We start from the raw sequence: 12,255 nt of genomic DNA, 5'->3' as shown, positions 1-12,255 counted from the left end.
GATGTGACGCGCCCGGCGTCGACTACACCGTCTGGGACCCGGTGTCCGCGATGATGATCCGGTGAGCAACCGCAAAAGGACGGGCAGCGGGTTCGCCGCAGTGGTCCTCGCGCTGGCCGTGTTCGGGCTGGCCGCGGGGGTGCTCGGCGCGGCGGCGTGGCGCCACGCGACCCCGTACGCCGACTACTCGCCCACCGAGCCGAACGGCCGCCTGGGTGTCAGGACGATCTACTACGGGTTCATGTACTTCCCCGGCCCGCCATGGCTCCCGGCGCTGCTGATCTTCCCGGCCGTCGGCGCGACGATGCTGGCCGCCGTCGGTGCGCTGGTGGGGTTGTCCGGCTGGCGGTTGACCCGCAGCGGGGGCGACGGACGAGGGCCGTTGTTCGCGGTCTTCCTGATCTGCGGCCTGGTCTACGGCGCGATCGTGGCTCTCGTCGGCGGCATCCATCCGCCCCAGCTGGGCGAGCCCTTCGCGCTGGACCGAACACCGACCGGCGACCCCACCACCGCATCACTGCCGTGGCACATCGACCTCGGGCCGACCTGGCTCAGCTTCCCCGCGATCGGCCTCGCACTGGGATTGATCATCGCGATAGCGCTCAGCGGCACCGGGATTCGCCTGGTTCGACGCGGCGAACCGGTCCCCGTCGGCTAACGCGGGCGTTCGGGGTTCTCGGTGGCCGCGAGCTCCGATTTCCATATCCGGAAGCCCTCCTCGGTGCGGCCGCGCCTCCAGTAGCCGGAGATCGACGCCCATTCGGCGGTGACCCCGCGCTCCTTGCGGATGTAGGCGCGCAGACCGTGCATGACGGCATGCGCCTCGCCGTGGATGAACACGTGTGGCTGACCGGGCAACCACGGCACGGCCTTGACCGCCTCGATCAGCGGCGCGTTGTCGCCGGCCCGGTCGTCGCCCACCTCGTCCGCGGCGCCGCCGCGGTGCACCCAGGTGACCTGCACGGGCGCGGCCGACGGCAGGGGCACCTCGTCGTCCTGGCCTGCGACCTCGAGCACCACCCGCGCCACCGCGTCCGCGGGCAGCGCGGCGACCGCCGCCGCGACCGCGGGGATCGCCGATTCATCGCCTGCGAGCAGGTGCCAGTCGGCGTCCGCGCGCGGCGCGTAGGCCCCACCGGGACCGTACAGTCGGACGCTCTCCCCCGGCTCGGCGGCGGCGGCCCACGGTGCGGCGACCCCCTCGTCGCCGTGCACGACGAAATCGATGGCGACCTCGCGCTTTTCGTCGTCCACGGAGCTGACGGTGTAGGTGCGCAGCACCTGGTCGTCGTCCGGCCCGAAGATCAGCTTGACGTAGGCATCGGTGAAGTCGTTGGGGACGAACTCCTCGAAGCCGGGGTCTCCGAGGAAGACGCGCACCAGGTGCGGGGTCAGCCGCTCGGTGCGCGAGACCGTGAGTGTGGTGATTCGCCTGGCCATTCCGACACCTCTCGCTAGTTAGCGTTACCTAATACAGTACCGGTTGACTCGGACCGGATGGCGTGATTCCCCTCTCGTTCGGCCGCGGCCTGAGATAATGCTGCCTGGCCGATTCGCCGCCTGCGATCGACCGTCCACGCCGGGGCGAGGTGAACCAACACCGCCGCCAACGACTTCCGCGTCTTCTCGAGGGGCAATGACACACATCCGCCGCATCCGTTCGCTCGCCGTCCTCCTGCCGCTCGCCGCCGTCCTGCTCGGCGGATGCTCGGCGGCCTCCTCCGAGCCCGGGTCGGCGGACGCGGCGGCATGCGTCGACGCGTCGCTCCCCAACGCCACCGCCGAGGAGCTCGTCGACGTGCTCCGGCCGAGGGGCGACGGGACCACCGACTCCGTCGAACAGAACCTGGTCGACCAGTTCGCCGCCTCGCGCCCGGCCCAGGTCGAGCGCATCGGACAGAGCACGGTCTTCCGGAACGTGCCCGAGCGCGGCGACGCCGGGTACGCGGGCGCCGTCTGCGCGGACAGCCGCTGGGACGACATCACCGCGGGCGCGATCACGTTGAGCCCGCGCGCCGAACGCGGCGCCATCGTGTCCGCGGGCCACGGCTACTGCGAGGCGTACGAGCAGATGCTGCCCGCCGCCGTGTCGACCGGCTCCTGGGACGACTGGGCCGGGTACACGGCGGCCCTGATCGGTGCCCGACAGTCCGCGCTGGACGCCGCGAAGGCAGCGGGCCGCGACTCCTCGGCCGAGCAGCAGGCGCTGGAGGAGGAGACCAGGGCCTACGACGCCGCGCGGCAGCGCATCTGCCCACAGTTCGGCTGACGCCCGGCTACGCCTCGCAGACGACGTCTTCGCCCGGCAGTGTGCCGTCCCTGAGGTAGTCGTTCACCGCGTCGCGCGCGCAATCGTTGGGGTAGTCCGGGAACACCGCGTGCGTGCGTCCCGGCACCGTGACCAGCCTCGACCCTCGCATGGCCCGATGCATGCCCAGGCCCTCCTCGTAGGTGGTCCTGGTGTCCCCGAGCGACTGCACCTGCAGCGTGGGGGTGTCATTGCCGATCTCGACCTGCTCGATCGGTTCCCCGCGCCAGAAGGCACACGGCGTGATGGTGTTGTGCACGGATCCGAAGATGGGCTGATCGGCGCGGGCACGTTCGGTGTGCTGCCAGTACCACTCCGGGTCGGACGGCATCCTGCGGTCGCCGCAGAGGATCGCCAGGGTGGAGGCATAGTCGAGGCCGGTGCCCGACTCCGGGTGGAACATCGCCTGCAGCAGGCCATCGAGCTTCGGCGTCGGCGTCACCTGCTTGCCCGCCGCGAGCTGACGGAGCTGCACCAGGACCTCCGCGAAGGCGGCATTGTCGGTGTCGCTGGTGGCGTTGAAGTACAGCACGAACGGCAGCGTGTGGTCGTCGAGGGCGAACTGTCCCGTCCTGATCGGGGTGGTCCCCGCGTCGGCGATCAGCTGTTCGATGCCCGCCCGCACCCGTTGCGGGGTGGCGCCCAGCCCGTACTCGGCGTGGCGCGGCGCCGCCCACGCGGCGAAGTCGTCGATGGCCTTTTCGTTGGCCGGGCCCATATCCCGGAACATCTCGATGCCGTACTTGGCCGGATCGGCCGCGCTGTCGAGCACCAGGCGGTCGATCCGCTCCGGGAACATCTGGCTGTACGTCGCGCCCAGCACGGTGCCGTAGGACCAGCCGAAGTACGAGGCCTTCTCCTCCCCCAGCGCCGCGCGGATCACGTCGAGATCCCTGGCGATGTTGGCGGTGTTGATGTGCGGCAATACATCCGGGTACTTGTCCCAGCACAGGTCGGCTGCCTTCGAGGCCCGTCGTACGTTCTCGTCGAACCCCGACCGATCGGCGCCGGTCGCGCGGAACCAGGTCATGTCCGTCAGCCCGCAGTCGAGCGGGGTGCTGTTTCCGAGCCCGCGGGTGTCCATCCCGATGACGTCGTAGGCGTCGGACACGTCGGGGGTCATCCCTTCGCGCAGGTTGGCAGGCATGCCGAGGCCGCGGCCACCCGGTCCACCGGGGTTGGTCAGGATGATGCCGCGCCTGCTGTCGGGGTCGGTGGACGCCATCCGGGAAATCGCGAGTTCGATAGTCGCGCCCTGCGGATCCCGGTAGTCGAGCGGGACGTCGACGGTCGCGCACTCGCTACCGCTCGCCTCGAGTTGCTCGTCGGCGCAGGCCGCCCACGAGACGGGCTGCCGGTAGTAGCGGTCGAGGGCGACGGACGACGCGCTCGGGGCCGATGCCGCCGAATCCGGCTGGGGCTGAGCACATCCGGTGACGATGGTGCCCACGGCCGCCGCAGCGGCCGTGATGACTGTCAGTTTTCTCATGCGCGTGTACCTCCTGAGTTCGGGCATGGCAGGTAGACCCGCGTGTGACGCGGGCCTGAATGGGTGAATCGGTGGCGTGCGGCGCTAGGCGCCGTCGGCAAGCCGGGAGGCCACCGCCCGGACCAACCTCGCGTAGCCGGATGAGGCGTTGGCGAAGCGATGCTCATCCATCAGGGCTGACATCCGCTCGTCGTCCCTGATGTACGGGACCTCTCCTGGACGCATCTGGTCGGGCAGCACCTCCGCCATGAAGGCGCAGTAGTCCGTCGCCAGCGCGTCAATCTCGGCGGCGCCGGTGTCGTCGTCGAGCCGGGAGACCCGGCCGATCAGGTCGACGCCGCGCGCCCGGTGAGGTTCCGCGAGCACCCGCCGATGGATGCCGAGGAGTCGCTCGCTCACGTCGGGGCTCCCGGCCGAGACCGCGAGCACGAGCAGCAGGAACTCCTTCTCCTGCGCGACCCAGGCCGGCGACACCCCTGCGGCGAGGTACTGCGACATCACCTGCGCGAAATCGGAGGGCAGCTCCGGGTCGAGGCTGCTGCGCAGGTCCGCGATGGTGCGGCGGCGGAGCGCGATGAGCCGGGACTGCTCGGCCAGTTCCTCGTCCAGCGCGTCGAGCGCCTGGTGGATGCCGCCGGTCTCGCCCTCGAGCAGATCGCCGATTTGGGCGATGGACAGTCCGAGGTCACGAAGCCTGCGGATACGGCTGAGCCGGACCAGGTCCTGCGCGCTGTAGCTGCGGTACCCGTTCGCCTCCCGCTCGGGCTCCGCCAGCAGGCCGCGGGCGTGGTAGTGCCGCACGGTCTTCACCGTGGTGCCCGCCAGCGACGCGAGCTCACCAACCGTGAGCATCACCGATCACCGCGCCCTCGGGAGTAGCTCGGCGGCTCTGTGCTCGTCATGCCGACCATCCTGCAAGCCTGCCCCAGGGTCAGGGTCAAGTCACGGCGTCACCCGCGCAGGAACCACCCCGTCCCGTCGGACCGACCAGCCCCGCCAGCTCCAGCACCGGCAGCGCGCCCCGAACCGACCTGATCGACACCTCCAACCGCTCGCACAACTGGATAACTCCAGCTCAGTCGGTGTCCTCTGTCTGAACGACAGCAGTTTCAGGGACTGCCGACCCGTACCGCTCGGTCTGTCAGACTCTCCGAGCAAACAGTGAGCTCGACCCTGAAGAGACGGACGTGGAATGCTCCCTCCCGCTGGTTGGCACCCGGACCCATACGATCCAAGCGCAAGTGAGCGCTACTGGGACGGCGAGAGATGGACCGCCCAGGCCCGTCCGCGCGTGGCCGGGAATGCGGTCGAGAAGAAGCATCGAAATTGGCCGTGGCTGGTCGGTGCGGCTGTGGTTGGGTTCATCGCGCTCGGGGCAATAACCGACGGCGGCGACACCGGATCCGATGCCGGAACCACGGTTACCGCTACGGTTCAACCGGTTTCCTCGTCGCCGCGCGCAACGACAACAACAAGGACGGTCCCGCCGTCGTCGCAACCGGAGGCGGTACCGGTTGCACCGGTTGTCGAGTCCACGACACAGCGACCCATCACCACCGAACCCACAGTGTCACTCGAAGCCTCGTGCAGCGACTCGGACTGGCGGGAGTCGAAGGGACTCGAGGGCGACAGACTCTGTGGAACGACGTGGGTCCCGAGAAACCAACCGCCAGCTCCTGCACCGCTATTCTCCCCTCCCACAACAACGGTGGCACCTGTGCCCGCACCGGTCTACTCGCCGCCAGCAGTGGAGCGATCCGGAGGAACAGTTCACCCGGGGTCGTTCTGCTCCACTCCAGGAGCGACTGGTGTAACCACGAAGGGCAAAGCAATGGTGTGCGATGTCGCCAGCGACGGGAAGGATCGTTGGCAGTCCGCGTACTAGCCGATGCCCAGCAGTCTGAGTCCCGAACCCTCCGCGCCTGCCACGATGGCCCGAACCGCGGATTCGTAACTCTTTCTCCCGAATTCACCCGCGCCGGAACCACCCTGTCCCGTCGGACCCCACTAGCCCCGCCAGCTCCAGCACCGGCAGGGCGCCCCGCACTGACTCGATCGTGATTCCCGAACCCTCCGACAGCTCGGCCACGCCAACCGAACCCGACGCGGGCAGCGCCTCGTACACCAGCGCCGCCTTGGCGGACAGACCGTCGAGCGCGCGCACCGGGCCTCCCTCCTCGCTGCCCACCCCACCGGCCCGGCGGCCTCCACCACATCGGCGGCGCGTGCCGCGAGCAACGCCTCGCCCTCGCGGATCATCCGATGGCACCCCACCGAGGATGCCGAGGTCACCGGGCCCGGCACCGCCAGCACCGGACGGCCCAGCCGTGACGCCCACGTCGCGGTGTTGCGCGCCCCGCTGCGGGCACCGGCCTCCACCACCAGCACCGCGCCCGCGAGCGCGGCGACCAGCCGGTTACGGGCCAGGAAGCGGTGCCGGGCAGGGGTCGTGCCAGGAGCATATTCACTGACCACCGCTCCCTCCCTGGCAATCTCCCGCAGCAGCCGGGCGTGCCCCGCCGGATAGGCCCGGTCCACCCCACACGCCAGCACCGCCACCGTCGCACCACCCGCGGCCAGGGCGGCGCGGTGCGCGGCGCCGTCGATGCCGTAGGCACCACCCGAGACAACGGTCCAGCCCCGGCCCGCGAGGTCGTCGACGAACTGCCCGGTGACGTGCTCGCCGTAGCCGCTGGCGGCCCGGGTCCCGACCACAGCGACCGCCCGATCGGTCAGCTCGGTCAGCGGCCGCTCCCCCAGCACCCACAGCGCCAACGGCGGCGCCGACTCCCGCTCGCGCCGCGAGTCGAGACCGTCGAAGGCCAGCAGACGCCACGCCGGCCAGTCCTCGTCGTCGGGCGTGAGCAGCCTGCCACCGAGCCGCCCGACGGTTGCGAGATCGCGGGCCGCGGAGTCGAGGTGCCTGCGCGCCTCCGTCCGGGTGCGCAGCGCCTCCGGCAACTCCGCCCCGCGCACCGCCCGCGCCGCCTCCTCCGGCCCCACCGCCTCGACCAGTTCCAGCAGCGGGGCGCACGGACCCTGCGCCACCTGCGACAGATACGCCCAGGCCTCCCGTCGCGCGCTCATTCGCCCCGCCGATCCCGGTAGCCCAGCGCGCACCCCACCTGGTCCTCCCCTGGCACGGCCAGGCCGGCGAGGTCCGCGAGCGTCCACGCGACGACAAAGGCAGCGGGATAGCGCAACTAAACACAAGCGGCCCTAGCGAGCGTTGGAGCGCTCCGCCGGGGCCTCAGCCCACTAGCGGAAGAGACCCGCCCGTGAACCGTGCCAGAAGTGTATCCGCGCGCCCCGAAAAGGCGCACGACGCGATGACATTCGTCGTCGTCACGCTTACCCTCCCCACCGTCTATCTGGCTGTTGTTGGCGCCCTGCGCCTTGCGCTGGCTCTTGGCTGGTACGTCGCATGACCGCCAGCGAAGTCCTTAGCGCCTTGAGCACCCACCTCGGCGCCGACCCTGACGGACGCCTGGCCTACCGACTGTTGTCGATGGTCGCCTGCGATCACCCGGGCGCACTGCTCGACGCCATCGCCGCATCCGAACGGCTGTACTCGACCAGCACGGCCTAGATCCCGCTGTTCTGCGTCGTTTTCTGGCAGCGCCCGACGAAAACCAGCCTGCCGCCGTTGACTGTGCCCCTTTGTAAATCCTCAGAGACCGGCCCTGAGGCACCACCGCTTCGACTGATCATCGTCCCGGTGGCGATACCGATAAGCCACGCGTCCATCAGGACGCGGGCTATCAGGCGTGGAGCGGACAACGCGGGGGCGGAAATTGGCCTTGGGGCTTGGGGGGTCCAGATCAAGCCGGGCCTTCAGTCCGTCAGGCTTGAGACCTAACCATCAACATCTGGAAGTAAGGGAAGCATGTTCACCATCAAGCACGTCAGCACCACCTCGTTCGATCCCTCCGCGCATGTCGACGGAAGTGACATTGTGCTGGCTTTTGGCCGTGACCTCATCGTGGACCTCACGCGACCACAGGCCGAGCGGCTTCACGCGATCTTGAGTGACCTTCTGACTATGCAGACCTCAGCCGGCGACTAGCCTCAGCCCGAAGAACACCCCGCCTCTGCCAGACATTTGGCAGGGCGTTCGCTGACTCGGACATAGCTACGTGCTGCGGAACGTGAAACTCCCACGGCGCCAAGCCAGATTGGAGCATCCACACGGTGTCATGGGCAAACGTCGCACAAACCGCCGTCACGGTAACCGGAACACTCGCCGGACTGGTCGTTGGCGACCGCCTATCGAGGAAGCGCTTCCGAGCTGAACAGTCAAACCTTGAGCGACGACTGTCGCTCGAACTGGATGCCACTCATGCACGCTTCGCTGCGGATCGACTCGACAAGACTCACGCGGACCAACGGTCTGCCCTTGCTGAGGTGATCGACGCTTCTTACAAGTTCAATTATCAACTGCTCAGGGTTGTCCATTTCGAGAACGCGCGACGCGAAGGAAGTCGAACTCCGCGAACCATGGATGGGCTGGCTGAGGCCCTTAGGGAGGTTCTTGAAATCACCACAGCAATCGATGTGATCGTGGTTCGGGCCTTCCTGATCGTCACCGATGAGGAAGTGCTTCACGCGCTCAGAGTCCTGCATCGGTCACTCGGCGCCGCCGCAAGAGTTGTTGCCATCCAACCCAATGAGTCTGGCGCTCGCCCTCCCCAAGATCCCGAGCTTGTAAACGTGGTCGAATCCGTGGGCACTGCGTGCGACGCGCTAGCAACGACAACCCGGCTCAGACTCAGAATCGATCCGGTGCCCGCCCCGTGGTACCTACGGCCGCATCTGACGAAGACCCAGTTATGAAACCTACGCGGCGGTGGTGGCGCTCTTCAGAACGCCGATCGGACGCGGCGCCGACACACCGACCCGATCCCCAACCAGCAGACGGCTAACGATCTGCTGGGTCAGCCCGTAGGCAGACAGGATCGTTCAGCAGTGGAAACGGTAGGCCCACAGGCGTTGCTGCACCCGATCGAGTGCGTGAAGGAAGCTACGGGCGTCCTGATCCTCACACACTCGCTTGAACAGGCTTGCATCCTCGTAGCCTTCGCCGTGGAGGTGCGCCAGGAAGTCACGCGAGTACGGCGGCCCTGATTCGATTGGCGGCACGCTCACAGGCGCTAGTTTGGCAGCGCGGGCACCGTGACGAGGCGTTATCGCTGGTATCCGTTGATAGCCTCCCCATATGGTGGTCAGCGTCAAAGCAGACCCACACGAGTTAAGGGCAACCGCAATTGGATGACGTTTGGGTTGAGACAGAACTGGCGACGTGGGTCAAGTTGGCAGAAGAGTACGACCTCATCAAGACCACAAGCCTGAAAAGTGCAATTGTACTGCGGAACGAACTTACCGACCGCCACATGTCGACGCTGACGATGGTTCGCGCGTTGCTTCCCACCCAGGTCAAGCAGCTACTGTACCGAACCTACCCAAACGACAAGCACCTTCAGGTCAGGAACGGGATCCTGGCGGTCAGACATGCTCTCGGGCAGCTACGTCGTGGGCGTGAAACCGCGGAAAAGATCGGCACACAAGCGCCACGCATGGCTGCGGACAAGTTGCACCCAACGGTATGGGAACCAGCATCCAAGTTGTGGTCAGACCACCATCACGGCATGGCCGTCCAGCGTGCAGCAACCAACCTCAGCGGTCACGTTCAGGACCTAGTTGGACGGTACGACATCAACGACTCGTCACTCATGCAGCAGGTGTTCTCGTCTGACCCGCCAAAGGAAGGCAAGGCGCGCCTGCGCTGGCCCGGCGATCCCACAAACCTGACCGTCAAGGCGATGAACGACGGCATCAAGAACTTTGCAGTTGGGTGTTTCCAGGCGATACGTAACCCAGTGACCCATACAGTCGATGACGTGCCAAAACAGGAAGCACTCGAACACCTGGCGGCACTTAGTGTCCTCGCCAGGTGGATCGACGGCTGCGAGACGATTACGTCAACGTAGCCGCCCGCGAACACGAAAAAACGCCCCCCACAACCCAATCGGGATGCAGGGGGCGTTCCTATTTGACGTGAGCTGACAGGTGAAATGGGCGGAAGGCCGTCAGCTCAACGCCGGGCCTAGGCGGCCGTTGCGATCTTCACGGCCGACTGAGGATGGAACAGCGAAACACCGTACTGACCTTCGACGCGCACGCGGGTCTGGTTCTTCATGAAGTCTTCACCAGTTGCCTCACTCCACTTTGTCTGCACACCGAACCCATCGGTATCGACAGTGACCTGCGCCGTATCAAGCAGCAGGGCCGACTTCGGCGGCAACGCGTTGCTGACAACAACAGGAGTTCCCCACAGCCGCCGCTCGGCGCTCTCGACGGGACCGGCCGTCAGATCGAACGCGCCGCTGGCGTTGCGCTGAAGTTCCAGCGCCTGCCAATCGAGCGGGCTGATGACGTAGACGCCAGGGATGTACCCCAACATGTCCAGCTTGGTCTTCGCTGCCCGTGTAGAAGTCAGAAGATCAGTGTCGAACGCCTGGGTCTGAACCCCGCTGGTCTTCAGAATTCCTGTGAACTCGTCATCGACGCCGGCCCCGTTCAGAACCATGTCCTCCAGCTTCACCCGCAAGCCGTAGAGCATTTCCATCTCAAGGAACCGCGTGAGGTCAACACCGTTGGCGAGCTGGTAGTTGTCCATCGGCTCGGACACATGCGCGATGGTCTCCAGCTTCTTCTGGACGTCCTCAATCCCGTAGACCGAGGTGGGCTTCAAGCCACCAGGCGCAACCACTGCCGCATTGTTGGTGCGGGCCTTCTGCACGTTGATCTTGTACACGGGCGGGCGCACTACGTGCTGCAGCACGTCAAGCAGACTCTGCGCCGGCCTGCCCTGTTCAACAGGGGAACTCACCAGCGGAACCCCGACGGTCACTGCGCCGTTGGCGCTGAGCGACTTCGTGCCGGCAGGTGCGCCAGCCTTCATCGCAGTCGGGTTGTGTCCGAACTCCCGGTCATCCCCCCGCATGCTGCGCGCAATGGACTGGGCAAGGTCACGTGCCTTCACACCTGTCATGCCCAAGTACCCACCGGCACCCTGATCGTCAAAGCTCCCAAGGTTCTTGACCTGCTGCAGTAGGGCCTGATCCTTCTTGGACGTTGCAATGTGGGCGTCAAAGCCCTTGACCTGCTCGGTGAGCCTCTGAAGCTCCGCGGTCTGTGCAGCGTTCAGGGTCTCGCCCTTGACGCCGGCTACCAGCGCCTCGGCCGCCTTCACGGCCGCAGCGCGCTGTTCAATAATCGTTTCAGTTGCCATTTCAGATACCCCTTTCACGGGTATATTCGCACGACAAATCCACCATCCAATCTAGGTAGATCGAACAGCTCGTTGTTCACATGCGTCGAATTGAGGTGAATTTCGGATCAAGCACGCCGGATTGCTTCCACATCAAATCCGAGTGCGACCACTGAAAAACCAGTCTCGGCTTCAGTCTAACAATTGCCCGTAGTGAGTTTACGGAGCCGCTTACCAGTCACAGCCTCACTGTGACACCTCTCCTTGAACTTCTTCGCAAGATCAAGCGCATGAGACTGGTATCGATATGATCCGCTGATCTTCTGAACCGACAGCAGGCCCTCAAGCCGCCAGTCCCTTAACGTCCACCGAGAGCGGCTCACCCGCCGGCATGCTTCACTCTCGTCAAGCCATTGCGGGCGAGTGGGGTCGAGATAGCCGGGCAGGAATCCGCTACTCACGGTCGGTCATTCCAGAATCTGTCATCCCACTGTTTCGCATTCTCGACGGGAACTTCTATCCGCCCGCCATGCAGGAAGCTCTCTACCCAGATCTTTCTAACCTCACCAACTAGCGAACCCGCCCTGCGGGCCTGGGATGCCGCCACCTCCATCATCGCCAGATCATCGCTCATCGCTGGCCACCGGCCTTGGAGAGTTCCTGGTGGGCCGCGATTGCAGCGAGCAGGAAGTCATCGGTGGAGGCACCGCGGCTCAGATCCAGAGCCCTCCCCAGCAGTTCAGCCATAACAATGAGGAGTCGGTCAACGCCTAGCTCGCCGTCTTCTACGGCTTCCCTGGCAATTAGTTGGACGTTCGCTTCATCGCCATGCCTTACCGCGAGTGCCAGTCGGCACGCTCGAATGTGATCTACGTGAGCAGTGGCGCTTTCAGCCATAGCTATCCCCAATCGTGGAATGGAAGTGTCAGCGGCAGCCGTTGCCGTGACAGTGAACTCGCGTCAGGCGCTCATGCGCCAAACACCATTCGGCGCTGAACGGTCGGGCCTATCCCGACGCCAACACTGGTAGTTGCGCCCAGCTTCAACCAAGCCTGCCTTGACGGGATCGACGCAGCGTCCATTGCGCCGATGTAGGTCGAATGCCTCAATGGCCGTGAATGTCTTGTGGCATCCCGAGCAGTGGCATGTCCTGGTGCCTCCCCAAGATGCGTCACAGCAATTGGCGAA

At 66.0% G+C, this 12,255-nt stretch carries 12 protein-coding genes and 1 pseudogene; 7 read left to right on the top strand and 6 right to left on the bottom strand.

Annotated elements, in window-relative coordinates; all coding sequences use genetic code 11:
- Positions 1-61 precede the first annotated feature (61 nt).
- Positions 62-658: a hypothetical protein gene (locus BTZ20_RS09915; RefSeq protein ID WP_145982265.1), complete on the top strand. Its 597-nt coding sequence runs from the start codon at positions 62-64 to the stop codon at positions 656-658.
- Here the strand turns inward: BTZ20_RS09915 and BTZ20_RS09910 are convergent.
- Positions 655-1,440 (bottom strand): siderophore-interacting protein, encoded by a 786-nt coding sequence (locus BTZ20_RS09910; RefSeq protein WP_077041236.1) that lies wholly within the window; start codon positions 1,438-1,440, stop codon positions 655-657. The two genes, BTZ20_RS09915 and BTZ20_RS09910, sit on opposite strands and share 4 nt — an antisense overlap.
- Positions 1,441-1,636: 196 nt before the next feature.
- On the opposite strand from BTZ20_RS09910, the gene BTZ20_RS09905 reads away from it, so the two are divergent.
- Positions 1,637-2,269 carry a hypothetical protein gene (locus BTZ20_RS09905; RefSeq protein WP_077041235.1) on the top strand — a complete coding sequence of 211 codons (633 nt, stop codon included), beginning with the start codon at positions 1,637-1,639 and terminating at the stop codon, positions 2,267-2,269.
- A gap of 7 nt (positions 2,270-2,276) precedes the next feature.
- On the opposite strand, the gene BTZ20_RS09900 is transcribed toward BTZ20_RS09905, so the two are convergent.
- Together BTZ20_RS09900 and BTZ20_RS09895 are read right to left on the bottom strand one after the other, a co-directional pair.
- Positions 2,277-3,797: an alpha/beta hydrolase gene (locus BTZ20_RS09900; protein ID WP_077041234.1), complete on the bottom strand. Its 1,521-nt coding sequence runs from the start codon at positions 3,795-3,797 to the stop codon at positions 2,277-2,279.
- 84 nt (positions 3,798-3,881) lie between these two features.
- Positions 3,882-4,649 carry a MerR family transcriptional regulator gene (locus tag BTZ20_RS09895; RefSeq protein WP_077041233.1) on the bottom strand — a complete coding sequence of 256 codons (768 nt, stop codon included), beginning with the start codon at positions 4,647-4,649 and terminating at the stop codon, positions 3,882-3,884.
- A gap of 340 nt (positions 4,650-4,989) precedes the next feature.
- On the opposite strand from BTZ20_RS09895, the gene BTZ20_RS27950 reads away from it, so the two are divergent.
- Positions 4,990-5,682, top strand: a complete 693-nt coding sequence (locus BTZ20_RS27950) for a DUF2510 domain-containing protein (RefSeq protein WP_077041232.1) — start codon at positions 4,990-4,992, stop codon at positions 5,680-5,682.
- 84 nt (positions 5,683-5,766) lie between these two features.
- On the opposite strand, the pseudogene dprA reads toward BTZ20_RS27950, so the two are convergent.
- Positions 5,767-6,884, bottom strand: a pseudogene (gene dprA / locus BTZ20_RS09885) (DNA-processing protein DprA).
- A gap of 337 nt (positions 6,885-7,221) precedes the next feature.
- Here dprA and BTZ20_RS27180 point away from each other — a divergent pair.
- From BTZ20_RS27180 to BTZ20_RS09870, 4 genes are all read left to right on the top strand, one after another.
- Positions 7,222-7,386 (top strand): hypothetical protein, encoded by a 165-nt coding sequence (locus BTZ20_RS27180; RefSeq protein WP_189636623.1) that lies wholly within the window; start codon positions 7,222-7,224, stop codon positions 7,384-7,386.
- A gap of 297 nt (positions 7,387-7,683) precedes the next feature.
- Entirely contained in the window at positions 7,684-7,863 is a 180-nt protein-coding gene (locus tag BTZ20_RS09880) for a hypothetical protein (protein WP_077041231.1), read from the top strand.
- Positions 7,864-7,988: 125 nt separating this feature from the next.
- Positions 7,989-8,630: a hypothetical protein gene (locus tag BTZ20_RS26695; protein ID WP_145982264.1), complete on the top strand. Its 642-nt coding sequence runs from the start codon at positions 7,989-7,991 to the stop codon at positions 8,628-8,630.
- 431 nt (positions 8,631-9,061) lie between these two features.
- The gene (locus tag BTZ20_RS09870; protein ID WP_077041229.1) at positions 9,062-9,784 is read left to right on the top strand and encodes a TIGR02391 family protein; all 723 of its coding nucleotides are present in this window, start codon (positions 9,062-9,064) and stop codon (positions 9,782-9,784) included.
- 116 nt (positions 9,785-9,900) lie between these two features.
- Here the strand turns inward: BTZ20_RS09870 and BTZ20_RS09865 are convergent, their stop codons facing one another.
- Together BTZ20_RS09865 and BTZ20_RS27175 are read right to left on the bottom strand one after the other, a co-directional pair.
- Entirely contained in the window at positions 9,901-11,088 is a 1,188-nt protein-coding gene (locus BTZ20_RS09865) for a phage major capsid protein (RefSeq protein WP_077041228.1), read from the bottom strand.
- Between the two features lie 436 nt (positions 11,089-11,524).
- On the bottom strand, positions 11,525-11,701 hold the full coding sequence (locus BTZ20_RS27175) for a hypothetical protein (RefSeq protein WP_189636622.1): 177 nt from the start codon (positions 11,699-11,701) through the stop codon (positions 11,525-11,527).
- Between the last annotated feature and the right edge of the window lie 554 nt (positions 11,702-12,255).

Source organism: Rhodococcus sp. MTM3W5.2 (assembly GCF_001984015.1).
Classification (GTDB): domain Bacteria; phylum Actinomycetota; class Actinomycetes; order Mycobacteriales; family Mycobacteriaceae; genus Rhodococcus_G; species Rhodococcus_G oryzae.
Note: the sequence above shows the minus strand (reverse complement) of the source record. Positions and strands in the feature narration are given on the sequence as shown.